This window comes from Marinobacter sp. SS13-12 (assembly GCF_030227115.1).
Lineage (GTDB): Bacteria > Pseudomonadota > Gammaproteobacteria > Pseudomonadales > Oleiphilaceae > Marinobacter.
Genome location: NZ_JASSUA010000002.1, coordinates 408,950 through 433,252 on the forward strand (window position 1 = coordinate 408,950; position 24,303 = coordinate 433,252).

Sequence of the window (24,303 nt, forward strand, 5' to 3'; positions counted from 1 at the left end):
ATGCGAACCCTGATATTTGCGGCACTCGATCGCAGCCGTACAACACTTCTCACCCTGCTTTTCCTGATTCTGGGCGGCATTGCAGCCTTTCAGGCGATACCCAAGGAGGCGAATCCGGACGTCACCATTCCCATGATCTACGTGTCCATGACACTGGAAGGCATCAGCCCGGAAGACGCTGAACGGCTGCTTATCCGGCCCATGGAGCAGGAGTTGCGATCCCTTGAAGGGATCAAGGAAATGCGCGGCACCGCCTCGGAAGGCCACGCATCGGTGATGCTGGAGTTTGATGCCGGCTTTGACCCGGATATGGCGCTCCAGGACGTGCGGGAGAAAGTGGACACCGCCCGTAGCAAACTGCCCCAGGAAGCGGACGAGCCCAGAGTGAACGAGATCAATGTTGCACTCTTTCCGGTGATGTCTGTTGGTCTGTCCGGCCCGTTGTCCGAACGCGAACTGGTCACCATTGCCCGACGGTTACAGGACGCCATCGAAGGTATTCCGGAAGTGCTGGAAGTCGATATCGGCGGTGACCGGGAGGATCTGCTGGAAATCGTCGTTGACCCCCAGGTGCTGGAAAGCTACGGCATCGACTTTGACCAGTTGGCATCACTGGTCACCCGCAACAACCAGCTGGTGGCCGCCGGCAGTCTGGACACCGGCGCCGGCCGCATGACCATGAAAGTGCCCGGTGTGATTGAGTCGGTGGAGGACGTGATGTCCATGCCCATCAAGGTGGATGGCGACACCGTGGTCACTTTCGGGGACGTTGCCATGCTGCAGCGTACCTTCAAGGACCCCACCGGGTTCGCAAGGATCAATGGTGAGCCGGCCCTGGTACTGGAAATTTCCAAACGTACCGGCGCCAACATTATCGAAACCGTTGGCCAGGTCAAAGCATTGATCGAGGCGGCGGGGCCGGAATTGCCGGAAGAACTCGAAGTCCGTTACATCATGGATCAGTCCGGTGAAGTGCGGGACATCCTCAGTGACCTGCTTAACAACGTGCTTACCGCCATTGTACTGGTGATTATCCTGATCATCGCTGCCATGGGCCCCCGCTCGGCCCTGTTAGTGGGCCTGACCATCCCCGGTGCCTTCCTCACCGGAATTCTGGTGATCTGGGGCATGGGTCTGACTCTTAATATTGTGGTTCTGTTCAGCCTGATTCTGGTGGCGGGCATGCTGGTGGACGGAGCAATCGTGGTGTCCGAACTGGCTGACAGAAATCTCTCTGAGGGGCAGAGTGTACGATCTGCGTGGGGCGAGGCTGCCAGCCGCATGGCCTGGCCCATTATTGCCTCCACCGCGACCACGCTGGCCGTCTTTATCCCATTGCTGTTCTGGCCAGGTGTGGTGGGTGAATTCATGAAATTCCTGCCTATGACCGTCATCATCTGCCTGACCGCGTCCCTGGCGATGGCGCTGGTCTTTCTGCCGGTTCTCGGCAGTATCAGTGGTGGCAGGCGCAAGCGCCAGGCACCGCCGGACGGGCGAATGACGGGGTTGTATCGGAAGCTGCTTGGGCGCCTGTTGGCCGTGCCGGGGTTCACACTGTTGGGTGTGCTGGCGGTGGTTGTGGTGATCTACGTGGCTTACGGCAAATACAATCATGGCGTGGAATTTTTCCCCAGCGTTGAGCCTGACTCGGCCCAGGTGCAGGTGCGCGCGAGAGGCGATTTGTCGGTGGAAGAGCGGGATGCGATTGTGCGGGAGGTCGAGCAGAGGCTGCAGGGCATGCCGGAAGTGAAGGCACTGTATGCCCGCTCAATGGTCAGCCCCGGTAACCAGATGGCACCGGATGTTATCGGTGTGCTGCAGTTCCAGTTTACCGACTGGTTCGAGCGCCGGTCCGCCACCAGGATTCTGGAGGATTTCCGCGAACGCACGGCAGACATTCCCGGCATAGAGCTGGAGTTTCGCAAACAGGAAGGCGGGCCGGCAGGCGGCAAGCCTATCGAGCTGATGGTCAGCAGTCTCGACAGTCAGAAACTGGATCGGTACGTCGGGCTTATCCAGCAGCGCATGGGCGCCATTGACGGCTTCGTGGATATCGAGGACGACCGCAGCCTGCCGGGTATCGAGTGGCGCCTGAATGTGGACCGGGCATCGGCGGCGCGCTTTGGCTCCGACGTGCTGAGCGTGGGCAGCGCGGTGCGCCTGATCACCAACGGGCTGGTGCTGGCCACGTACCGCCCGGAGGATGTCCGTGATGAGGTGGATATCGCGGTGCGGGTGCCGAACAACTGGCGTGAGCTGGATCAGTTCCAGCGCCAGACCATTCATACCAATCGTGGGCAGGTACCGCTTTCCGAATTTGTCGAACTGGCGGCGGGGGACAAGACCGGAAGCATCGTGCGGGTAGATGGCCAGCGCACGGTGACGATCAAGTCCGATGTGAAACCCGGGCGTAGGGCCGATGAGCTGTTGAAATCCCTGCAGGAGGAAATGCCTGAAACACCCGAAGGAGTGTCCGTCCGTTTCGCCGGTGAAAACGAAGATCAGCAGCAGGCATCCAACTTTCTGGCCTCGGCCTTTATGGTGGCGATCGCCCTGATGCTGCTCATTCTGGTGACACAGTTCAATTCCCTTTACCAGACCCTGCTGATCCTGTCCGCCATTGTGCTTTCCACAGCAGGGGTGCTGCTTGGCCTGCTGCTTAACGGTCAGTCCTTCGGCATCGTGATGGTAGGAATGGGCATCATTGCCCTGGCAGGCATTGTGGTGAACAACAACATCATTCTGATCGACACCTACAACCAGATGCGGAAAAGCGGCAGCGAAGCGTTTGAGGCGGCGCTGGAAACCGGGTGCCTGCGTCTTCGTCCGGTGCTGCTGACCGCCATTACCACCATTCTGGGGTTGATGCCGATGGTGCTGGGGGTGAATGTCGACCTGATAACACCGTCCCTGGGCCTTGGTGCACCCTCAACCCAGTGGTGGACTCAGCTGTCCAGCGCCATCGCCGGCGGGCTGGCGTTTGCGACCATACTGACCCTGTTACTGACACCTGCGCTGCTGGTTCTGGGGGACAAATCCGGACGAAAACTGAAGCAGGCAGCCTATTTGTTGGCGAAAAAACGTTCGACCAGCTGATCGAAGGGTAGCGGTCTGCTGTACAGATAACCCTGAAGGTAGTCGCAACCCTGCTCACACAGCCACTCTTTGTGAGCTTCGGTTTCCACACCTTCGGCCACCACGGACAGCCCCAGACCTTTCGCAAGTCCGAGAATGGACAGAATGATGGCGCAGTCATCCTCGTCATCGGGGATGTTGCTGATGAACGAGCGATCGATCTTGATGCGTGAAAACGGCAGGCCCTTGAGTCGTGACAGGGACGAATAACCGGTGCCGAAGTCGTCGATGGACAGTTGCGCACCGGCGGCAACCAGTTCTTCGAGAATGCGGGAAATGGTGCTGATATCACCCTGGAGGGCGTCCTCGGTGACTTCGAAATGCAGTGACTTGACGGGAACATCGTGTTCGGCACAGATCGTCCTTATCTGGCGGGGAAGCTCCGCAACCAGAACCTGCTCAGGCGCCAGGTTCACCGACACTTCCGGCAGCATGACCTGATGGTTCCTGGCCCATTGCCAGTGCTCACACACGCGGCGCAGCACGCACTCCCCAAGGGCATACATCAGGCCACCGCCCCTGGCGATGTCGAGAAACTCGATGGGGGATAGCCATCCCCGTTCAGGGTGCTGCCAACGCACCAGAGCTTCGACTGACTCCACACTGGACCCGGTAGCGTTGGTTATCGGCTGATAGAACACATCCAGTTTCTGTTCGTTGATGGCAACGCGCAGGTCATTCTCCAGCTCAAAGCGGGAGCGGGCGCTTACCTGGATACTGGAATCAAAGAAGCAGGACTGGCCCCGCCCTTGTTGCTTGGCGTTATACATGGCCGCTTCGGCGCCGCGAAGCAGATCTTCTGTGGTATTGCAGTCACCGGGCAGATGGCAGATGCCGAGACTGGCACCCACCGATAGGATATGTCCGTTCAGACGGATTGGTTTACTGACTTCGTGCCGGATCTTTGAGGCGGTCTGCTCCAGGGTGTCCGGCTGGGTGCGATTGCGAATAATAAGGGCGTATTCATCGCCGCCAATCCGGGCGAGAAGGTCCTTGCCGGGAACGTTGACCTGCTTCAGTCGCTGCCCGATTTCTTCAATGACGCCGTCACCTACTTGTGAACCGAGCCCGTCATTGATGGACTTCAGCCTGTCCACATCCACCCATATCAACGCCAGGCTGCCGAGCCCACGCCGTTCAAATTTATCCACCAGATAGCTGATGCGATCCCGCAGGGATTTGATGTTCAGCAGCCCTGTCAGAGAGTCATAGCGGGTGGCATATTCCAGCGCCTGTTTCGAATCAAGCCAGGCTTCATGGGTATTCATCAGGCTGATGGTATCGGCAATGGCGATGACGAAGGATATTTCCGGCAGGGTCCATTGGCGATACGTGGTCGATTCAAGGCATACCACGCCACTGAGCCGGGCACCGTCGAATACCGGTGCGTCCAGCATGGAACGTATCCCCCTGGGTGCCAGATAGTCAGGGGTAAAATCACGGGTTCGCGGATCTTCCTGGGCGTGAGGGACGGACAGTACCCGCTCGCTTTCCAGCGCGGCGAAATAGGCCGGATTTCCTGACTGGTAGAGACTGATCGACTTTGCGGATGAACCATCCGGTGTATGCAGCCATTCCGATTCAAGGTGCTCCCGCTGTTCCGGAAACTGCCAGACACTGACTCGTTCAACGTCGAGCATTTTTGCGCACAGGGCGGTCAGTGCTGCGAGTTTATGTCTGCGTTCCCTGTTGATGAACGCCGGGCTGTGGCTCAGTTCCATCAGCGCCTTGTGAAAGTTCACAAAGGTATCCGTATCCTTCATAGGCTCTGGCTTTCAGTTGTGAGTGGCGGGTGCATTGTCCGGGTCTTCCGGACTCTATATTGGCATCGGCCAAAGGGCCTGTCCAACCGCAATCGGGCAGTGTCATTTGTGAAGTTTTGTTGTCTGATTGCGTCATTTTTTTGTGCACACGAAGAAGTTCCCGTTTCTGATTCATAATGAAGTGACTCGATTGAAATCAGGTTTTATTCACGCCGGGGCCGCTCTTGAACAAAGCGATCATGCAGCTACTACTGATTCTGGTGACTGCGTTGCCTGTGCTGGCTTCAGCACAGCCGGCGGCCTGGGACAATCACGCCCGGCGTATGGAGCTATCACAGTTTGTGGATTATTGGGCGGAATCTGCCGGACCAGCCACCCTGGAGTCGGTTCGGAACCTTCCTGAAACCCGCTGGCAGCGTAACGGCAAGGACAGCGTGAGCCTTGGCTACGGCGATGAGGTGTACTGGTTCCGGGTTAATATCCATAATCAGGGCGAGGCCTCCGACCCCCTGTTCCTGGAAATCGGTTACCCGGTGCTGGACCACATCGAGATCTACCTGGTTAATGATGGTGAAGTGACTGAGCGCCATGTGCTGGGTGATAAAAAGCCGTTTCACGAACGCCTTGTCGATCACCGGAATTTTCTTGTTCCGCTTACGCTCCTGGCCGGTGAGAACCTTTCCGTTTACCTTCGCGTGGATACCAGCAGCTCCATGCAGGTGCCTCTCACGCTGTGGGATCAGGACGCCTATTACGTGGCCGAGCAATCCCGCAGCATGTTCGAAGGGATCTATTACGGCATCGTGCTGGTCATGATTCTCTATAACCTGTTTGTCTATATTGCCGTCGGTGAGCGAAGTTTCCTGTACTACGTGGGCTACATTTCTGCGATGCCGATGTTCCTGGCGAGTCTGCATGGCGTCAGTTTCCAGTACCTGTGGCCGGAGGCAACCCGCTGGAATGATCAGGCAATTATCGTCTTTCTCAACCTTGTGATCCTCTTCGGTGGCGCTTTCAGCATCCGCTTCATCAATGTATCCCGTAGCAATCACCCGCTGATGAACCGGCTAACGGTGTCGCTGACGATTGTTGCAGGGCTGATGGCAGTAGCGGGGGTTGTGGTCCCGTATTCCCTGATGATTCTGCCAACCATCCTGGTTGCCTTCCTGGGTTGTACGGGCATGCTGATACTGAGCATTGTGCGCTGGCTGAAGAAAGACCCCGCCGCACGATACTACGCGCTGGCCTGGGTGTTCATGCTGTTTGGCGGCATTGTTCTGGCCCTCAGCAAGTTCACCATGTTGCCGCGCAATCTGTTGACGGAAAATGCGACCCAGGTGGGTTCCGCCATTGGCGTTATTCTGCTCTCGGTCGCCCTCGCAGACAGACTTAACAAGGAGAAAAAACGCGCTTTTGAAGCACAGCAGCGGTTGCTGCGGGAAGAGCGAAAAGCGCGAATGGCCCAGGACAAATCCCTTCGAATCCAGCAGGAGGCCAACGCCCTGTTGGAGCAACGGGTACAGGAACGAACCCGGGATCTGGAGTCCCTGAATGGTCAGTTGCGGGAACTCAGCTCTACCGATGCCCTGACTGGCCTCAAGAACCGTGGGCATTTTGACCGCGCGTTTACCTCGGCTGTGGTGAAGGCGTACCGGTTCGGCCAGCCGCTTTCACTGTTGCTGCTGGATATTGACCACTTCAAGAAGTTCAACGACACCTATGGCCACCTGGTAGGGGACGATTGCCTGCAGATGGTCGCCAACTGCATCCGCCAGTATGTCACTCGCCCGCAGGATCTGGCGGCCAGATACGGCGGCGAGGAATTTGTGGTGCTGTTGCCGGATACGCCGGAAGAGGGAGCCCTGCGGGTTGCTGAAAAAATTCGCCAGAAGATTGAGGAATCCGGATTCCGGATATCAGACGAAGTACTCCACCTGACGGTGAGCATTGGGGTATGCACTGTCTGCCCCCATGAGGCCGATGCCACCAAGGCCATCTTCTGCTGGGCAGATGAGGCGCTCTATCAGGCCAAGGGCCAAGGGCGGAACCAGGTCGTCGTCAGAGAGCCTCCGCCTGTTCAGGATGCGGAGGCTGTCATCCTCTGAAGGTTGTCGGCGATGTCGGGCCACTCCATTGCCTCCTCCAGGGCAAAAGCCAGTTCCAGTAGTGTCCGTTCCCCACCATGCCGCCCCATCAGTTGAATAGAGACGGGCAGGTTATGCTGGTCAAGAGTGGCCGGCAGCGACATCGCGGGGGCGCCACTGGCGTTGGCCAATGGAGTAAAGCTGACATAGCGGGTCAGGCGGTCAAACAGGGTGTCAAAGTCCAGTGTCGGGCTCAGGTAGCCGATTTCCGGTGTTGTATGGCCAAGCACCGGGGTGAGCACTGCATCGTAACCTGCCATGGCACGGGCGTAGTCATGATACGACCTGTGCAGGCGCCAGAGGGTGGCCGGCAGTTTGTAGAACTGTCTTCTGAACGCCTTGTCCAGCCCCCGCGTCAGGCCATCCAGCCGTGATTTATCAAAGCTTTTATGAATCAGCCGCTTGCCATTGGAGCGCACGCCAAAGGCCAGCATTCCCCAGTAGAGCGCAAAGTCTTCAGGAAAGGATGAGGCAACCGGAACGTCCATCGGCTCTATCCTGTGCCCGAGCTTTTCCAGGGCCCGTGCTGTGGCCTCGACCGCCTCGCGGGTAGTTGGGTCCGTCGGGTGGCCATTGATGGAATCCAAAACAAGGCCAATTCTGAGTGATCGGGTTGATGGTCCTCCCACGTTACCGATAGCTGGTAGTTTCGGGTTGCGGAAATAATGCTCCGCCCCGGCATAGAAGTTTGCGGTGTCCCTGACGCTGCGGGTAACCACTCCGTCGCTGACAATATTGATGGGCAGCGATTTCGCGGCGTCGTTGTCGATCAGACGGCCCCGGCTGGGCTTCAGACCCACCAGCCCACAGCAGGCGGCGGGTATGCGGATGGAACCACCGCCATCGTTTGCGTGGGCGATGGGGACAACACCGGCGGCTACCAGGGCAGCGGAGCCTCCCGAAGAGGCGCCGGTGGAATAGTTCAGGTTCCAGGGGTTGCGGGTGGGCGTATCGTGGGCCGGTTCCGTGGTGGCGTTGAACCCGAACTCGGGCAGGGTGCTTTTGCCAATACAGACCAGTCCCTGCGCCAGCAATTGGCGGGCGAAAGGACTGGTTCTGTCCGCCGGTAGTGGGCGAATGGCAGCGGTGCCGTGGGTCGTGGGATACCTTTTCACATCGGTGTTGTCTTTTATCACCGTGGGGACACCGGCAAAAATGCCGGGACTTGCCTGCGCCGGAGGTGCTTCCTTTACGGTGATACCGCTGGCCTGGTCCGGAATGGGCGTCACCAGGCCATGGATACAGGGCTCTGCCTGCCGCGCCCGGGCGAGGGTTGCCTGGAGCACCTCGTCTGCTGAGATCTCACCACTACGAATCAGGCTCGCCAGGGCCGTAGCGTCGTGTTTCCCGAGTAGATCGTCACTGAATGTATGCATCGATTGCGGACGTTGTTGTGCGGTCAAGGCAGATACTCCATGTCAATTCCGGGACTGCCTATACCTTATAGGAGGTTTAAACGTGATGATATGTCATATCAGGAAATTGCATCGCCTGACACAAAAGGTAAGAATCCGGTTTTCAGCCGCCGTTGCAGGCTATAAGCTTGTTTACAGGCACCGTCACCGCAAACAGTGAATTTAATGGTATTTCTCGATAGTTTCCACACAGTTGCCGAGCCACTGGTCCGTTATTTTCTCGGTATTTTCTTTCTGATGATCGGCCTTCAGTTCACCAGCCGCAGCCTGGGCCTTTACGCAAGGATGGGGTATTCGTTCATCAACTATGGCGAGCGAGCCTCTGCCGGCTGGTGGCACCGGAACATTTTCAATGTGTTCCGTGGCTTGATTCTGGCAGCGGTGGTGGCGCGTATTTTCGTGGATATCGACCCCTGGCTGGGAGTATTCGACTCGCTGTATTACGGACCGGTGCTGGTAACGGGGATGGTTTTCCTGATGTTTTCTTTCAGCCTGGTCAACTATCTTCAGGCTTTCATGCATGACCAGTGGCGTTCGGGTGTGGACCCGAAACAGGATCGTCAATTGCTTACCGATGGGCCTTTCAGCCGCAGCCGCAACCCGGTGTTCATTACCGTGATGCTGGGCCAGTTGGGCTTTTTCCTGGCGTTACCTTCGGTGTTCTCCCTGGTGTGCCTGATTGCAGGCGTTACGGTACTGGTCCGGCAGGCGAGGGTGGAGGAAAAGGCACTCGCCGAGCTCTTCGGAGATGCCTACGAGGCGTATCGCAGGCGAGTGCCCCGCTGGCTCTGAACCAGCTTTATCGGCGTCAGGGCTACTTACGTGCTTCCTTGATGACATCGTAGGCATGGCTGATCTCCCGGGTGCGCTCTTCCGCCATTTCCCGCATGCTCTCAGGCATGCCTCGGCCGGCCAGCTTGTCCGGATGGTTTTCACTCATCAGCTTGCGATAGGCCTTCTTGATTTCCGCATCACTGGCTGAAGGGGGCACCCCCAGCGCCTTGTAGGCATCGTCAATCTGGCTGGCGGATGAGGCCTGGCCCGTACCACCGGTCTGGCCGGCATGGGCTCCCCGCAACATGGCTTCAAGCTGGTCTACCTGGGCTTCGGGCAGCCCCAGGCCGCGTGCGATACGCACCAGCATTTCATGCTCGGCCGGATGTACCACGCCATCAGCGGCAACAGCAGATACCTGTACTTGCAGGAACATCTGTAGCAGAGAAGGCTGACGACCACTGACTCTCAGGAAATGCTGCAGTTCTGCGTCCAGGTCAAAGTCATCCGCCTTGCCCCGGTTGAAGGCAGCTTTGGCGCGTTCCCGATGTTCGCCGGAGAGCCGGAAACGGTCGAACATGGCTTCTGCTACCCGGATTTCGTCGCGGGTAACCACGCCATCGGCCTTGCAAAGGGCACCCATCACTGCAAACACCGACTCCAGAAAGTCGGTCTGCACATTGCGCAGTTTCTGAAACAGGCGGCTCTTGATATAACGTGTGAGGAGCGCACCCGCTACCGCACCAATCAGCATTCCGGGAAAGCGGCCAAACAGGTAGCCGATCAAACCGCCAATAAACAGGCCGAACATGACAGTGTCCTTTTCAAGTGTTTAAAACTGCGCAAAGTATACGGGGGTGAAAACGTCATGACCATGGACCTTTTCGAACACTCACCACCGGAACCCTGGGCCGAATCGCTCTGTGAGGGAGCGGTTGTCCTGCGTCGGTTTGCCAGCGTCTCTGGCGCCGAACTGCTGGCGGGTATTGAGGGGGTGACAGCGCAGGCGCCGTTCCGGCAGATGCGGACGCCGGGCGGCCACACCATGTCTGTCGCCATGACCTGTTGCGGTGACTGGGGTTGGGTGACCGATGCGCGAGGGTATCGTTATCAACACCAGGACCCGGTTTCCGGGGACCCATGGCCAGCGATGCCGGACCTGTTTCGTACCCTGGCGGTCGAAGCCGCCACGAACGCAGGGTATGACGGCTTTGAGCCCGACTCCTGCCTGATTAACCGTTATTCACCGGGCGCCAGAATGGGGCTTCACCAGGACAAAAACGAGGATGATTTTGGTCAGCCCATTGTCTCGGTGTCTCTGGGTGCACCGGCGACCTTTCAATTCGGCGGCCCCCGGCGCGGGGACCGGCCACAGCGCGTGCCTTTGGAGCACGGAGACGTCGTGGTCTGGGGCGGTCCGGCGCGGCTGCGGTATCACGGCGTATTAACCCTCAAAGTCGCTGACCACCCGTTAACGGGTGCTTGCCGTTACAACCTGACCTTCAGGCGCGCCCGGTAACTGGCCTTATTGCAACCAGGCGACTGCAAGCCCCGCGACCAGAGACAGGATCATCGGGCCGGCAACCAGTGTTCCCAGCTCACGCCGGCCGATGGCACCGGCAATGCCCGATTTGACCAGGTTGTTGGTGGCCGCCGCAATCACAATGCCGATGACGGCCGTTTGCAGGGCGAGAGAGTCCTGGGACATTCGTGTCAGGGACAGGGTGATGGCGTCAACGTCCGCAACGCCGGACGTAGCCGCCAGCACATAGATGCCCAGATCTCCCAGCCACTTCTGGAGAAATTCCCCCAGCAGCAGAATCGCCACCAGTAACAGGCCGAAGACCAGGGCGGACTTCAGGTCCAGCGGATTTTGGGTGAGTTCCGGGCGGCTTACCTCCAGGCGACCCTGGTGTCGCTTCCAGATAAAGAGGGCCGGCAGATAAAGCAACAGGGTCATCACCACGACGGGCCACACCAGCCTGGGTAACAGGGCCGGGTTAATCAGGGCGCAATAGATCAGAATGCGGGGGAACATGGTGCCACAGGCAATCAGGATGCCGCTGGCAAATTGCGGACTGACCTCTGGCGAGAGGTTGGACTGCCTCGCGTAGTGGAGGGTGAGTGCGGTTGAGGAGCTCAGCCCCGCAAACAGGCTGGTAAACAGAATGCCTTTGCCGGTGCCGGCCAACCGGATAGCAAAATATCCGACAAAGGAAACCGAGGCAATCAACACCACCATCCACCAGATTTCCCGGGGATTGAGCACGCCGCCCGGACCCAGGTCCTCGTTGGGCAGCAGGGGCAGCATAACCACTGAAATCACCAGCAGTTTCAGGGCCGCATCCAGTTCGTGCTCCTGCAGTTTGTCCACCAGTCCGTGGATTTCCTTTTTGTTGTCCAGAATCAGCGCAGTGACCACGGCAGCACCGGTGGCGATGGCAGGGTCTACAGCCACGGCTATGGCGCCGAAACAGAAGGTGAGCACCATGCCAATGGTGCCGGTGATGCTGAAGTTGCGGATATGGCTAAGGCGTTCATTGAAGGCCACCAGGGCGATGGCCACCACGCTGATCAGTAGCACCGGAAATGCCCACTCAGTGATCTCCTGCGCCAAAAGCGCGGCCACGCCACCCAACAGGCCGATCAGGGCAAAGGTACGGATGCCGGCGATGCGCTCGCCGGACGCCTGGGCCCTGGCGTCCCAACCACGCTCCAGACCGATGATGGCCCCCAGTAACAGGGCGATGGCCAGGTTCAGGGTGGTCTGGTTGTTGATGATAAACTGGTTGGTTACCTCATCCATGGAGTATTCCGTTGTCGGGTTTAATGGCCCCTTCAAGGGTTGTTGTCAGCCGTTGCAGCAGGGTTCCGCTGTGCCGCCAGAAATGCCAGTAAAGCGGAACCGCCAGCTCATGACCCGGCGCCAGGTTGACAAGGCTGCCATCCTCCAGCCATTTGCGGGCCTGGATACCGGGAATCATACCGTAGCCCATGCCGGCCCTGGCAAGCTGAACAAAGCCTTCAGAGGAAGGGCAGAGGTGATAGGGGAAACGGCCATGATAGCCGCAACCGGCCATGAACCGGTGCTGAAGCTGGTCATTGGGGCCGAACACAATGGCCGGTGAGGTGGCAAACGCAGCCGGTGTAATGCCGTCAGGGAAAAACCGGTGAACGTACTGCGGTGTCGCCAGCGGCATATAGATCATTTCACCCAGTGCCACGCACCGCCCTCCGGCGACAGGCTGGCTGTTGCTGCACAGGCAGGCGGCAACGTCGCCATCACGCATGCGTTTCAGACCCACATCCTGATCTTCAATCACCAGGTCCAGTAGCACACCTTCGCGGCTGCAGAAGTCGCCGACTACGGAAGCCCACCAGGTGGCGAGGCTGTCGGCGTTGATGGCAATCCGCAGGCGTGTGGTGTCCTCGGCCAGGGCGGGAATGGTTTTTCGAAGGTCCCTTTCCAGCAGTTGGACCTGCTGGAAGTGGTTGAGCAGCTTGTTGCCGGCCGGCGTTGCCCGGAGCTCCGGATGCCTGACCAGCACCGGCTGGCCCAGTCGCACCTCCAGTGACTTGATGCGTTGCGATACGGCGGATTGGGTAAGCCCGAGTATTTCGCCGGCACGTTCGAACCCACCGTTTTCGATAACAGCAGCCAGTGCCTGAAGCAGCTTGTAATCCAGCATAAGAATAATTCATGGGATATAAGGTTTATGATTTTTAAGTATAGCGTCGTCCCGGTAGGCTTCCAGCAAATCAGGAGGGAAGAATGCTGACCAGTTATCTGACAGGGCTGATCGTATGCGGTGGGATCATCATTGCCATCGGGGCGCAGAATGCCTATATCCTGGGCCAGGCGATCCGGCGGGAACACCACTGGTATTGCGCGGGCATCTGCATGACGGCCGATATACTGCTGTTCACCGCCGGAATGTTCGGGGTGAACGCGGCACTGATGGCGGTACCGGAGGCGCTGGATGTTCTGCGCTGGCTCGGGGTGGTGTTCCTGGGGTGGCTTGCGCTGGTGGCTTTCTACAAAGTAGCAATGGGGCGGAAGGGCCTGGGTGCGGATACATCAGCGACTGCCAGTCTTCGGGTGGTGGTATTGACCACCCTGGCGGTCACATTACTGAACCCGCAGGTCTATCTGGATACCCTGTTGCTGATCCCTGCCATTGGTGCCCAGCAGGAGAGCCCGGCCGTGTTTGTGGCCGGAGCCAGCAGCGCTTCGGTGTTGTGGTTCGGCCTGCTGGCGTTTGGCGGAGCGGCGTTGTCGCCCTGGCTGGCCAGCCCCATGGCCTGGCGGTTCATTGACGGGGCCATCGGATCGATGATGGCGGTGATCGCTTTTCACCTTGCCAGTAACGGGTTGTCTGGCCCTGCCATGTAAAAGACCTGCGTCGGTTACTTTCCCGGCGCCGTTCTGGTAAGCTTCGCCGCCTTAATTTCACAGCTTACGAACTTACTCTGATGAACGTCTTCGCGACCTTCCCGACGATCACTCCGCCATAGCGCTCTGCGTGCCCTCCAGGTTAATTCCTTGAGCCAATAGCCTGTATTCGCTTCCGGCGAGTACCAAGGACGTTATTGTCTCTGAGTTTTCGTCTCAAGTCGTTCGGTTCCCAATGCCCAAAACAGTGATTTCTGGTTTTACCCACAATTTTCTTGGCAACGCGCCTGTCTGGTACAAGCAGGTTATTCTCCTGTTTCTGATCGTCAATCCCCTGATCGTCTGGTTGCTTGGCCCGGCGACGGCTGGCTGGTTCCTGGTGGGGGAGTTCATCTTTACCCTGGCCATGGCACTGAAATGCTACCCACTGCTCCCGGGCGGCCTGTTGGCAGTAGAAGCATTGCTGATCGGGCTGGCGACGCCGGAGGCGGTCTACCACGAAGTATTGATCAACCTGCCGGTCATTTTGCTGCTGATGTTCATGGTCGCCGGTATCTACTTCATGAAGGAGCTGATTCTGGTGACCTTCACCCAGATCCTGGTAGGGGTGCGATCAAAGTCGGCGCTTTCGCTGCTGTTCTGTGCCGCCGCTGCGCTGCTGTCAGCCTTTCTGGATGCATTAACCGTTACCGCCGTTATTATCAGCGTGGCGGTGGGCTTCTACTCTGTCTACCACAAAGTGGCTTCCGGCAAGGGGTATCAACACAGCGGTCATAATGCCAACAGTGATGAGCATGTGGTGGAACTGCACCGTGAAGACCTGGAGGAATTCCGCGCTTTTCTGCGCAGCTTGCTGATGCACGGCGCTATCGGTACCGCACTCGGTGGCGTTGCCACCATGGTGGGGGAGCCCCAGAACCTGCTGATCGCAAAAGTGGTGGGCTGGAACTTTGCAGAGTTTTTCCAGCGTATGGCGCCCATCAGCCTGCCGGTCCTGGGTGCGGGCCTGTTCACCTGCTGGTGTCTGGAGAAGTTGCGCTGGTTTGGCTATGGAGCTCGCCTGCCAAAACCCGTTCGCCGGGTGCTGGAAGACTTTGCGGACAACGAGCGCGAAAAGCGCACCAAGGCGGATCAGGCGGCCTTGTGGGTGCAGGCTGTAGCGGCAGTGATATTGGTCATCGGGCTGGCATTTCATATCGCTGAGGTGGGGCTGATCGGGCTGTTGGTCATCATCCTTATTACGTCATTCACCGGGGTGACTGACGAGCACCAGATTGGCAAGGCGTTCCAGGAATCCCTGCCGTTCACCTCGCTGCTGGTGGTGTTCTTTGCCGTAGTGGCAGTGATTCATGAGCAGCATCTGTTCAAGCCGGTGATCGATTTCGTGCTCGCCCAGCCGGAAGTGCACCAGCCGGCGTTGTTCTTCGTGGCAAACGGGCTGCTCTCGATGATCAGCGACAATGTCTTTGTCGCCACCGTTTACATCAGCGAAATCAAACAGGCACTGGATGCCGGTGTCATATCCCGGGAGCACTTCCAGGATCTCGCCGTTGCCATCAATACCGGCACCAACCTTCCCAGCGTTGCAACGCCCAACGGCCAGGCGGCGTTCCTGTTCCTGCTGACATCCGCCATTGCGCCACTGGTTCGGCTGTCCTACGGCCGCATGGTGATTATGGCCTTTCCTTACACCGTCGTCCTCGGATCCGTTGGACTGCTGGCGGTCATCAACTTTCTGTAGATTCTCTCGCTCGAATCAATTGACTGGACCTCAACTATGCGAAACAAGCTTAAAGCCGACTGGCTCTCCAATATACGGGGTGATCTGCTCGCCGGTCTTGTGGTGGCCCTGGCACTGATCCCCGAAGCCATCGCCTTCTCCATCATTGCCGGCGTGGATCCGAAAGTGGGCCTTTACGCCTCTTTCTGTATTGCCGTTGTGATCGCCTTTGTGGGCGGCCGCCCCGGTATGATCTCTGCCGCCACCGGGGCCATGGCGTTGCTGATGGTGACCCTGGTCAAGGAGCATGGCCTGGAATACCTGCTGGCGGCCACGCTGCTTACCGGCCTGTTGCAGATCGGCGCTGGCTACCTGAAGCTCGGCGGCCTTATGCGATTTGTATCCCGCTCGGTAGTAACCGGGTTTGTGAACGCTCTGGCTATTCTTATCTTCATGGCTCAGTTACCGGAGCTGACCAACGTCACCTGGCATGTGTACGCCATGACCGCCGCCGGGCTGGGCATCATCTATCTGTTTCCCCTGATTCCGGTGGTCGGCCGCATCCTGCCATCGCCGCTGATCTGTATCGTTGCGCTCACAGCAGTTGCGCTGATCTACAACATCGATATCCGCACCGTGGGCGATATGGGGCAACTGCCGGACACACTGCCGATCTTCCTGTGGCCGGATGTACCGCTGAACCTGGAAACCCTGATGATTATTCTGCCGTACTCGGTGGGACTCACCGTCGTGGGCCTGCTGGAATCGATGATGACAGCCACCATCGTGGACGACCTGACCGACACCACCAGCGATCGTAATCGTGAGTGCAAAGGTCAGGGGATTGCCAATATTGGCTCTGGCCTGCTCGGCGGCATGGCGGGCTGCGCCATGATTGGCCAGTCCATTATCAACATCAAATCCGGAGGTCGTACCCGCCTGTCCACCTTGGCCGCGGGCGTGTTCCTGCTGCTTATGGTACTGGTGCTGGACCAGTGGTTGGTCCAGATTCCCATGGCGGCGCTGGTAGCGGTGATGATCATGGTGTCCATCGGTACCTTCAGTTGGGGATCCATCAAGAATCTGAAGGAGCACCCGTTGTCCACCAACATCGTTATGGTGGTGACCGTCGTCGTGGTTGTGGCCACCCACAACCTTGCGTTCGGTGTGCTGGCAGGCGTACTGCTGGCGGCGCTGTTCTTTGCCAACAAGGTGGGGCATTACATGCTGGTGACCTCCGAGTTTGACGATAGTACCGACACCCGCACCTACAACGTGGTGGGGCAGGTGTTCTTCAGTTCCTCGGAAAAATTCACAGAATCCTTTGATTTCAAGGAAGCAGTGGATAATGTGGTCATTGATCTGACCCGGGCGCACTTCTGGGATATCACTGCGGTAGGCGCCCTGGACAAGGCGGTGATCAAGTTCCGCCGCGAAGGTGCGGAGGTTGAGATCATCGGCCTCAATGAAGCCAGTGCCACCATCGTTGACCGCTTCGGGGTTCACGACAAACCCGATGCCGTTGACCAGTTGATGGGGCACTGATATGACACAAGCCAAGGAATTCAACAACGATCCCGGTCAGAATAACAATCATAATGATCACCAAGGCGAGGTTGAGATGCTACGAGTAGTTGCCTGTATCGACGGCTCCAGGGCTGCACCGGCGGTGTGTGATTACGCTGCCTGGGCCAGCAAGTACATGGAAACGCCCATGACACTGCTGCACGTGCTGGCCGAAGAACGCTATCCGACAGAACCGGACCTGGCCGGTAACATTGGCCTGGGCAGCCGCGAGCAGCTTATGGACGAGCTGGCCGGGCTGGACCGCAAGCGTTCGAAGCTGGCACTGGAGCATGGCCACCACTTGCTGGACGAAGCCGAAGACCGCGTGAAGACACACGGTATAGAGGATGTGATCAAGCGCCAGCGCCACGGCGACCTTACCGAGTCCCTGCTGGCCCTGGAAAACCAGACCCGTTTGCTGGTGATGGGGCTGCACGGCGAGAGCAGCTCGGACCGGGACGTGCACGTAGGCAGCCAACTGGAAACCGTGATTCGTAGCGTCCACCGCCCCATCCTCCTGGTGCCGGACGAATACCAGCCGCCGAAAAGCGCAATGCTGGCGTTTGATGGCAGCGCCACCGCCTTCAAGGGCGTGGAATTGCTGGCCGGAAGCCCGGTACTGAAAGGCATGCCGATTCATCTGGTGATGATCGGAGCGGACACCAATGACCGTTGGGAGCAGCTCAAGAAAGCCGAGAAGATGCTTGGTGACCTTGGTTCCGAGGTTACACTGGCGATTCGTGCCGGTGATGTGGAGCCAACCCTCCACGCCTACCAGGAAGAAAATGATATCGATATCCTGGTTATGGGGGCTTATGGGCATTCGCGGATTCGTCAGTTCCTGGTCGGAAGTACCACCACGACGATGCTCAAGACTGCCCGCAAACCCCTGGTGATTCTGCGTTAATGCCCTCTACCCAGGGTTCTCTTGTCGCGTCGTTGGCGATGCCGGGTTGTTTCCTGGTGTTGATGACGTTGCTGACCGGTTGTGCCGGCGGTTTGCCGCCGGTAGCTCACTCCGGAGTTGAGGAAACCGTGCAGAACGAAGACAGCTTTCTGCTCAGCCAGTCCCGACAGCGGTTGGCCGGTAACGACGGCCAATCGGGCTTTTACATGCTGGATTCCGGACAGGAAGCGTTTCTGTCCCGTGCCGCCCTGATTGCGGCGGCCGAACACAGCATCGACGCCCAGTATTACATCTGGAGCAATGATCCCTCCGGGCGCTACCTGGCCGGTCGGATGCTGCTGGCTGCGGACCGTGGTGTCCGGGTACGGCTGCTGCTGGATGACTTCAACGCCGGGGGTATTGGTGAACTGCTTGCTGCCCTGGACACCCACCCCGGTATTCAGGTCCGCATTTTCAATCCTGCCAGAAGCCGCGGTGGATGGGGTCGGTGGGTATCGTTCCTGATGGATTTCGACCGTATCAACCGGCGCATGCACAACAAGACCTTCGTGGTGGACGGTGCTGCCGGGATTGTCGGCGGACGCAATATTGGCGATGAGTATTTCGGGTTTGCCGCCGATCGCTATTTCCGGGACCGCGACGTACTTGCGCTGGGGCCCGTTGTTGATGGAATGACGGACAACTTCCACGTCTACTGGAATAACCGTTGGGCCTACCCGGTGTCAGCCCTGTACCCGGATGTTCCTGCAGAGGGGGATGTGGCTGCGGCCCTTGACGGGCTTCGCCGCCAGGCCAGAACGCAAGCCGGTCTGCCGGTGCCTGCCCCGGCAGACACCGCGCAAGGAAGGGCAGAGCTCACAGGGCTGTTGGACCAACTGACGGTTGCACCCGGCGAACTGGTGTTTGACTCCCCTTTCGAAACCATGGAAGAGCCGGCTGAGACACCCAAGCGAAGCGCTAAAGCGCTTCAGCAGTTGGCACAGTCCGCTACCCGGGAAATTCTGATCGAATCCGCTTACCTGATACTCACCGGGGAACAGTTGAAGCTATTGGATTTGGGGGATCGCCAGGGCCTGCAGGTTGCCGCATTGACCAATTCACTGGCGACCAATGACCTTGTCACCAACCACGCCGGTTACGCCCGCTGGCGCTCCTATATGCTGGGGCAGGGAATAGAGATCTATGAACTCAAACCCGATGCACAGGCCTGTCAGCAATGGCTGAACACAGATGGTTTCTGCTCGACAGGCCAGGTCAGCCTGCACTCCAAGTCCGTGGTGTTTGATCGCAGCACCCTGGTGGTCGGTTCCTTCAACGTCAATCTTCGCTCCATCTACCTGAATGGCGAAACGGTGCTGATTATCCACAGTGCGGAGCTGGCCAAAGAGGTGGCGCAAGACATACGGTCAGTCATGCATCCCCGTAACAGCTGGGAAGTCTCCCTGGATGATAGCGGAGACCTGCAATGGCGAAGCGGTGAGGCATCCTATACCAGCGAGCCGACCGTTGGCTGGTGGCGCCGCGCCAAGTCACGATTCCTGTCATGGCTGCCCGTCGAGAAGTACCTCTAGTCCTCTGCGCTATCCGACATACTCTTCACACCCTGTTTGAGGTTTTGCCAGGCGGAGGAGGTGGCCTGCTTGGTGTCCTCCCAGGCACTGCGGCTGGTTTCCTTTGTGTTTTCCCAGGCCTGACTCAGAGAGTCACTGGTCTGGTTCCACCAGCTCTCATCGTATTCCGGCAACGCCTTGATCTCATCCCGGGTTGCTTCCATATGGACCTCGTAATCCTGGTCGTCAAACTCGTTGTCGCCATCGTCTTCCAACCGCAGGGTAAAGGTGCCGCGCTCGGCGACTACATCACGGCCACCCATGCCCACCACATCCCCGGTCTTGATCACCAGCGAGTGGACCGACATGTTGTCGTCCATGAGGATGTTCTGCACCTCGCCGATCTCCTCACCGCTGCTGTCGTAGACGTCCGCATCCATCAAGTCGTCCGCTGAATAAAGTCCCTGGGCGGCATGGGCCGACAGGCTGAAAGCCATGGAACCGGCCACCAGGGAAATGCCCATTGCCCGAATCAAACGTGTGCGCATCATATTGAACTCCTGTATTTGCTGAACTCCTGTTGGTTACCCCGCGCCTGGAACCCGGGGTATCTGTACGCGATGTAACAGCGATCACGTCACCAATAACGCTAGCAGGGCCTGGATAATTTATCGAATGACGGTATGGCAACAGGAAAAAGACACTCATCACGCGCTGCTGCCCGCTGCAACTCCTGATGCCCACGCCCACTGAAAGTTATGCCCACCGAGATGGCCCGTCACATCCACCACTTCGCCAATGAAATACAAGTCTGGTCGATCAAGAACGGCCATGGTTTTGGATGACAGCTGGCGGGTATCCACGCCTCCCAGGGTCACCTCAGCCGTCCGGTAGCCTTCAGTGCCGGCGGGTTTGATGGCCCATTGGCCCAGAGCTCGTGCCGCCTGTTCGATGTCACTGTTCTTGTACCCCTGCAGCGGTCCGGCCCAGCCGTGAAGGTCGTTCAGGGCCTGGGCGAAGCGTTTGGGCAGGTGCTGCATCAGATACTGGGCAACGGTGGATTGTGGCCTGGTTTTTCTTAGCTGGTACAGATCCTGTTCAATATTGGTCGCCGGGAGCATGTTGATGCTGAGGCTGTCGCCTGGCTGCCAGAAACTGGAGATCTGCAGCATGGCCGGGCCGCTTAGCCCGCGATGGGTCACCAGCATGGGTTCGCGGAAGTGTTCGTTGTTGCAGTGGACGTCCACCGGGCAGCTTACGCCGGCCAGTGGTGCCAGTTGTGCTTTCAGTTCCGGATGCAGGGTAAAGGGCACCAGTCCTGCTCGGGTGGGCAGAACGGTAAGTCCGAACTGGCGCGCGATGTCGTAGCCGAACCCGGTGGCGCCCATGGTGGGGATGGACAGCCCGCCGCAGGCGACAACCAGGGATTCGCAGTCAAGGGTGCCGGCGCTGGTTTGCAGCTGGTAGCCGTTGTCGGTGCCGCTGATTGTTCTGACGCTGGTATCCAGCCGTACTTCCGCGCCGGCCCATTCGCATTCAGTCAGCAGCATGTTGAGTATTTCTTTGCTGCTGTCTTTGCAGAACAGTTGCCCGGCGGCTTTTTCTTCGTGTTCGATGCCGTGGCGCTCCACCAGGTCCAGGAAGTGCTGGGGGGTGTAGCGTTTGAGGGCGGAGATGCAGTAGTGGGGGTTGTCCGAGAGGAAGTTGGCCGGCGTGCTGTTCAGGTTGGTGAAGTTGCAGCGGCCGCCGCCGGACATGAGAATTTTCTTGCCGGGTTTGTTGGCGTGGTCGATCACCAGAACTTTACGGCCACGGTAGCCGGCTGTTGCGGCGCACATCAGGCCTGCGGCGCCTGCGCCTATGATGATTACGTCGTGCTTTTCTGAGGTCATGGTTTGGAGTTCAGGCTTTGGGAGTACCGGCATGGGTTGAGGGCGGTCAGGGATACGCGGTGAATACGTCCCTGTACGCTCGACAAAAACATCCCTGTTTTTGACGATCCCTGACCGCCCTCAACCCATACCTTTCCAAACATCTGTGCTGCCTGCCGCTGTGCATTATATTTAGCGGCAGTATACAGTTTTGTTGGGGTTTCAGGGCAGTTGAACAGAGCCCTCCATGTAGAACGCGGCCTGGCCGGCGATGGCTACGCGGTCGCCTTTCAGTTCGCAGCGAAGTACACCGCCCCTGGCGGACACTTGTTTTGCCAGCAGGGTATTCTTGCCGAGTTGTTCGGCCCAGTAGGGCACCAGAACGCTGTGGATTGAGCCGGTGACGGGGTCTTCGTCGATGCCGCCGCCCGGTGCGAAGTAGCGGCTGACGAAGTCGCTGTCATTGCCCGGTGCAGTAATGATGACGCCCAGGTTGCCGAGTTCTTTGAGTTTGCGGGAGTCCGGTTGTGCGGCTTTTACCGCCGCCTCGTCTCTGAGGACGACGAGATAGTTGGTGTCTTTGGGGACAAAATACGACGTTTCAGGGGCGCCCTCCAGGGCCTCGAGGATCAGGCCGGGTGTCGGGCGTTCCTCGAAGCCGAGGTTCGGAAAGTCCAGCTCCAGCCAGCCATCGTCGGTCTGTTTCACGCCCAGGGAGCCGCTTTTGGACTGGAGTCTGATCTGCTCCTTTTTCCAGCCCAGTTTGTTGAAGAGGACCCAGGCGCTGGCGAGAGTGGCGTGGCCGCAGAGCGGTACTTCTATGCCGGGTGTGAACCAGCGTATGTGAAAGTCTTCTTCTGCTTCGTCGGAAAGGGGAACCAGAAAGGCCGCTTCCGAGAGGTTATTCTCCAGTGCCAGTTTCTGCATGGTGTCGTCTGGCAGCCACTCTTCCAGTGGCATGACGGCAGCGGGGTTGCCACCGAATACCTGGCTGGTAAACGCGTCGACCTGGTAGATCGGTAATGTTTTCATGATTCCTCCCTTGTGAACGTGTCAGCGTAGCGATGTGCCCGGTGGGCGGCAAATTGGCTCAGTTCCACGGCGCTGTAGAAGTGAATCTCCGGCAGAGCTTTCGAGTGGGTAATGATCCAGTGTTCGGGTTTGACCAGGCGGATTTCAAAGCCGAGGTTCTCCAGCCACTTCCTAGCGGTGTGGATGGTCATCGGGGCCAGGTCGTGGTTGTGGCCAACGCCCAGCAAGTCCTTGCGGCTGGCCGGTGGTATCTCTGTCAGCGGGTGGGGCTGTAATCGGTTCAGTGCGGTCATGGTGAAACTCCTTCTTCCGGACGCTGACCACCATTCTCCACCGGTGCAGACAACCATAACAGATTCAGATATTGTGGTTTTGAACCGGTACAGATTCACCTGTCCGACATCTGTGCTGGTCAGAATCCGGGTGATCTGTACTGCCTCTTCTCTCGATTGATCTGGCAGGATTGGGCAATGGGCATTCTCTATAATCAGATAGCAGACCAGTTGCACGCATTGATTCGTGATGGGGTTTATCGCGAAGGGGAGCGGCTGCCCGGTGTCCGGGCGCTCAGTCGCCAGTTTGGAGTGAGCGTTTCGACGGTACTTCAGGCCCACCAGACGCTGGAGGCCCGTGGCTATCTGGAGGCACGGGAGCGCAGTGGCTATTTTGTGCATTTGCCGCGGTGGGATACGCCCGAACCGGTGATGCAGAAGCATAAGGCCAGGCCCATGCCGGTCAGCGCCAGGGACATGGCCCTGGACCTGTGTGCTGACGAGCAAAAGCGCATGGTGCCGTTGGCCGCTGCGGTGCCGCATCCGGATTTTCTGCCGGTTCGCCAGATTCAGCAGGCCACCTTATGGGCGGCGAGGCGCGGGCTTGAAACCCTGGATTACGCTTTCCCTGGCAAGATTGAGTACCGGCGCCAGCTGGCTCAGCGAATGGCTACGCTTGGCGTCATGGCGACACCGGACGATATTATTGCCACCAACGGCGCCCAGGAGGCGATCATTCTTGCCCTGAAGGCGGTGACCCGGCCCGGTGATATCGTGGTGGTCGAGTCGCCTTCGTTTCCCGGCATCCTGCAGGCCCTGGACGTTGTCGGGCTCAGAGTGATTGAAGTGCCGACGCACCCGTCCGAAGGAATGAGCCTGGAGGGCCTGGAACTGGCGCTGGAACAGTGGCCCGTGAAAGCGTGCGTGGTGGTCCCCAATCACAGCAACCCCATGGGCGCGCGGATGCCTGATGAGCGCAAGCAGCAACTGGTGCAGATGCTTGAGCGGGCGGGCGTGCCGCTGATTGAGGACGATATCTACGGTGACCTGTTCCATAGCGGTGAGCGCCCCAGGCCGGCCAAGGTGTTCGACCGCACCGGCAACGTTATCTATTGCAGTTCATTCTCCAAAACCGTCTCGCCGGGGTTGCGTCTGGGCTGGATGATGCCCGGCAAATACCTGGCCGAGGCGCGTCAGCAGAAGTACTTCAGCAACCTGGGTACGGCAAGCGTGCCGCAGCTGGCGGTGGCCCATTTCCTGGAACAGGGGGGTTATGACCGCTACCTGCGGTCTGTGCGGCCGCGCTTTCGTGAGGTGACAGAGCGGATGCGGGCCGCCGTGGGGAGATCCTTCCCGGAAGGGACCGCGGTCAGCCGGCCACAGGGTGGTTTCGTATTGTGGGTTCAGCTGCCGGATAATACCTCAGGCACGGAGGTCTACCGCCGGGCGCGGGAGGAAAATATCAATGTCGCTCCGGGGCTGATGTTCTCTACCACTGACAAATATGAAAACTGCCTGCGGCTCAACGGGGCCAACCCCTGGAGCGAGCGGATTGAGCAAGCCATTGGTCGCCTCGGCGCCATCGCAACCGCAGTGGCCGCCGAATCCTGAGGTGGTTCGGCGTTGTACCTCGGTTTTACGATGCTTTGACAATTTGTCATTTCGTGACAATTTGTCCAGTTTTTTCTGTTTCAGCCTTCCTTCGCAACCGAATTCAGGTTTAAACTGATCTTTCTGATCAATTTTCGTACGTGGTTCCCC

Annotated in this window: 19 protein-coding genes; 10 read left to right on the forward strand and 9 right to left on the reverse strand. The window is 58.5% G+C overall.

What is annotated here, in order from left to right; genetic code table 11:
- Positions 1-3,096 (forward strand): efflux RND transporter permease subunit, encoded by a 3,096-nt coding sequence (locus tag QPL94_RS14930; protein ID WP_285358442.1) that lies wholly within the window; start codon positions 1-3, stop codon positions 3,094-3,096.
- On the opposite strand, the gene QPL94_RS14935 is transcribed toward QPL94_RS14930, so the two are convergent.
- A complete protein-coding gene (locus QPL94_RS14935) occupies positions 3,063-4,877 on the reverse strand; it encodes a putative bifunctional diguanylate cyclase/phosphodiesterase (protein ID WP_285358444.1) in 1,815 nt (604 codons plus the stop codon). The two genes, QPL94_RS14930 and QPL94_RS14935, sit on opposite strands and share 34 nt — an antisense overlap.
- A 245-nt stretch (positions 4,878-5,122) precedes the next feature.
- Here QPL94_RS14935 and QPL94_RS14940 point away from each other — a divergent pair, with 245 nt between their 5' ends.
- Positions 5,123-7,003, forward strand: coding sequence for a sensor domain-containing diguanylate cyclase (locus QPL94_RS14940; protein WP_285358445.1), 1,881 nt, complete (start codon positions 5,123-5,125; stop codon positions 7,001-7,003).
- Here the strand turns inward: QPL94_RS14940 and QPL94_RS14945 are convergent.
- Positions 6,976-8,445: an amidase gene (locus tag QPL94_RS14945; protein ID WP_350310636.1), complete on the reverse strand. Its 1,470-nt coding sequence runs from the start codon at positions 8,443-8,445 to the stop codon at positions 6,976-6,978. The genes QPL94_RS14940 and QPL94_RS14945 overlap by 28 nt on opposite strands.
- Before the next feature lie 177 nt (positions 8,446-8,622).
- On the opposite strand from QPL94_RS14945, the gene QPL94_RS14950 reads away from it, so the two are divergent.
- The gene (locus tag QPL94_RS14950) at positions 8,623-9,249 is read left to right on the forward strand and encodes a methyltransferase family protein (RefSeq protein WP_285358446.1); all 627 of its coding nucleotides are present in this window, start codon (positions 8,623-8,625) and stop codon (positions 9,247-9,249) included.
- 22 nt (positions 9,250-9,271) lie between these two features.
- Here QPL94_RS14950 and djlA read toward each other — a convergent pair whose 3' ends face one another.
- A complete protein-coding gene (djlA, locus tag QPL94_RS14955) occupies positions 9,272-10,042 on the reverse strand; it encodes a co-chaperone DjlA (protein WP_137437723.1) in 771 nt (256 codons plus the stop codon).
- 57 nt (positions 10,043-10,099) lie between these two features.
- On the opposite strand from djlA, the gene alkB reads away from it, so the two are divergent.
- Entirely contained in the window at positions 10,100-10,750 is a 651-nt protein-coding gene (gene alkB, locus QPL94_RS14960; protein WP_285358448.1) for a DNA oxidative demethylase AlkB, read from the forward strand.
- Between the two features lie 6 nt (positions 10,751-10,756).
- On the opposite strand, the gene QPL94_RS14965 is transcribed toward alkB, so the two are convergent.
- Both QPL94_RS14965 and QPL94_RS14970 read right to left on the reverse strand, forming a co-directional pair.
- Positions 10,757-12,037 (reverse strand): MgtC/SapB family protein, encoded by a 1,281-nt coding sequence (locus QPL94_RS14965; protein WP_285358449.1) that lies wholly within the window; start codon positions 12,035-12,037, stop codon positions 10,757-10,759.
- Positions 12,030-12,920: a LysR family transcriptional regulator ArgP gene (locus tag QPL94_RS14970; protein WP_285358450.1), complete on the reverse strand. Its 891-nt coding sequence runs from the start codon at positions 12,918-12,920 to the stop codon at positions 12,030-12,032. Before QPL94_RS14970 ends, QPL94_RS14965 begins: the two co-directional genes overlap by 8 nt.
- 83 nt (positions 12,921-13,003) lie before the next feature.
- Here QPL94_RS14970 and QPL94_RS14975 point away from each other — a divergent pair, with 83 nt between their 5' ends.
- The 5 genes from QPL94_RS14975 to QPL94_RS14995 all read left to right on the forward strand — a co-directional run bounded on the left by QPL94_RS14975 (position 13,004) and on the right by QPL94_RS14995 (position 19,388).
- Positions 13,004-13,624: a LysE/ArgO family amino acid transporter gene (locus QPL94_RS14975; protein WP_285358451.1), complete on the forward strand. Its 621-nt coding sequence runs from the start codon at positions 13,004-13,006 to the stop codon at positions 13,622-13,624.
- Between the two features lie 235 nt (positions 13,625-13,859).
- Entirely contained in the window at positions 13,860-15,365 is a 1,506-nt protein-coding gene (nhaB, locus tag QPL94_RS14980; protein WP_285358453.1) for a sodium/proton antiporter NhaB, read from the forward strand.
- A gap of 36 nt (positions 15,366-15,401) precedes the next feature.
- Positions 15,402-16,889 (forward strand): SulP family inorganic anion transporter, encoded by a 1,488-nt coding sequence (locus tag QPL94_RS14985; protein WP_285358455.1) that lies wholly within the window; start codon positions 15,402-15,404, stop codon positions 16,887-16,889.
- 1 nt (position 16,890) lies between these two features.
- Positions 16,891-17,817 (forward strand): universal stress protein, encoded by a 927-nt coding sequence (locus QPL94_RS14990; protein ID WP_285358457.1) that lies wholly within the window; start codon positions 16,891-16,893, stop codon positions 17,815-17,817.
- The gene (locus QPL94_RS14995) at positions 17,817-19,388 is read left to right on the forward strand and encodes a phospholipase D family protein (protein ID WP_285358458.1); all 1,572 of its coding nucleotides are present in this window, start codon (positions 17,817-17,819) and stop codon (positions 19,386-19,388) included. The genes QPL94_RS14990 and QPL94_RS14995 overlap by 1 nt, the downstream gene beginning before the upstream one ends.
- On the opposite strand, the gene QPL94_RS15000 is transcribed toward QPL94_RS14995, so the two are convergent.
- The 4 genes from QPL94_RS15000 to QPL94_RS15015 all read right to left on the reverse strand — a co-directional run bounded on the left by QPL94_RS15000 (position 19,385) and on the right by QPL94_RS15015 (position 22,563).
- Positions 19,385-19,918, reverse strand: a complete 534-nt coding sequence (locus QPL94_RS15000; RefSeq protein ID WP_285358459.1) for a PRC-barrel domain-containing protein — start codon at positions 19,916-19,918, stop codon at positions 19,385-19,387. The two genes, QPL94_RS14995 and QPL94_RS15000, sit on opposite strands and share 4 nt — an antisense overlap.
- Positions 19,919-20,074: 156 nt before the next feature.
- The gene (locus QPL94_RS15005) at positions 20,075-21,259 is read right to left on the reverse strand and encodes a BaiN/RdsA family NAD(P)/FAD-dependent oxidoreductase (RefSeq protein WP_285358461.1); all 1,185 of its coding nucleotides are present in this window, start codon (positions 21,257-21,259) and stop codon (positions 20,075-20,077) included.
- Between the two features lie 201 nt (positions 21,260-21,460).
- Complete coding sequence (locus tag QPL94_RS15010; protein ID WP_285358462.1) at positions 21,461-22,270, reverse strand: PhzF family phenazine biosynthesis protein; 810 nt, start codon at positions 22,268-22,270, stop codon at positions 21,461-21,463.
- The gene (locus QPL94_RS15015) at positions 22,267-22,563 is read right to left on the reverse strand and encodes a hypothetical protein (protein WP_285358463.1); all 297 of its coding nucleotides are present in this window, start codon (positions 22,561-22,563) and stop codon (positions 22,267-22,269) included. Before QPL94_RS15015 ends, QPL94_RS15010 begins: the two co-directional genes overlap by 4 nt.
- 177 nt (positions 22,564-22,740) lie before the next feature.
- On the opposite strand from QPL94_RS15015, the gene QPL94_RS15020 reads away from it, so the two are divergent.
- Positions 22,741-24,153, forward strand: coding sequence for an aminotransferase-like domain-containing protein (locus QPL94_RS15020; protein ID WP_285358465.1), 1,413 nt, complete (start codon positions 22,741-22,743; stop codon positions 24,151-24,153).
- Positions 24,154-24,303 lie beyond the last annotated feature (150 nt).

Bases quoted from the DNA above. Each gene is read 5' to 3' on its own strand.
- QPL94_RS15015 (WP_285358463.1), bottom strand. From the start codon at position 22,563: ATGACCGCACTGAACCGATTACAGCCCCACCCGCTGACAGAGATACCA.
- QPL94_RS14930 (WP_285358442.1), top strand. From the start codon at position 1: ATGCGAACCCTGATATTTGCGGCACTCGATCGCAGCCGTACAACACTT.
- QPL94_RS15020 (WP_285358465.1), top strand. From the start codon at position 22,741: ATGGGCATTCTCTATAATCAGATAGCAGACCAGTTGCACGCATTGATT.
- QPL94_RS15000 (WP_285358459.1), bottom strand. From the start codon at position 19,918: ATGATGCGCACACGTTTGATTCGGGCAATGGGCATTTCCCTGGTGGCC.
- alkB (WP_285358448.1), top strand. From the start codon at position 10,100: ATGACCATGGACCTTTTCGAACACTCACCACCGGAACCCTGGGCCGAA.
- QPL94_RS15005 (WP_285358461.1), bottom strand. From the start codon at position 21,259: ATGACCTCAGAAAAGCACGACGTAATCATCATAGGCGCAGGCGCCGCA.
- QPL94_RS14975 (WP_285358451.1), top strand. From the start codon at position 13,004: ATGCTGACCAGTTATCTGACAGGGCTGATCGTATGCGGTGGGATCATC.
- nhaB (WP_285358453.1), top strand. From the start codon at position 13,860: ATGCCCAAAACAGTGATTTCTGGTTTTACCCACAATTTTCTTGGCAAC.
- QPL94_RS14965 (WP_285358449.1), bottom strand. From the start codon at position 12,037: ATGGATGAGGTAACCAACCAGTTTATCATCAACAACCAGACCACCCTG.
- djlA (WP_137437723.1), bottom strand. From the start codon at position 10,042: ATGTTCGGCCTGTTTATTGGCGGTTTGATCGGCTACCTGTTTGGCCGC.
- QPL94_RS14950 (WP_285358446.1), top strand. From the start codon at position 8,623: ATGGTATTTCTCGATAGTTTCCACACAGTTGCCGAGCCACTGGTCCGT.
- QPL94_RS14970 (WP_285358450.1), bottom strand. From the start codon at position 12,920: ATGCTGGATTACAAGCTGCTTCAGGCACTGGCTGCTGTTATCGAAAAC.
- QPL94_RS14990 (WP_285358457.1), top strand. From the start codon at position 16,891: ATGACACAAGCCAAGGAATTCAACAACGATCCCGGTCAGAATAACAAT.
- QPL94_RS14995 (WP_285358458.1), top strand. From the start codon at position 17,817: ATGCCCTCTACCCAGGGTTCTCTTGTCGCGTCGTTGGCGATGCCGGGT.
- QPL94_RS14985 (WP_285358455.1), top strand. From the start codon at position 15,402: ATGCGAAACAAGCTTAAAGCCGACTGGCTCTCCAATATACGGGGTGAT.
- QPL94_RS15010 (WP_285358462.1), bottom strand. From the start codon at position 22,270: ATGAAAACATTACCGATCTACCAGGTCGACGCGTTTACCAGCCAGGTA.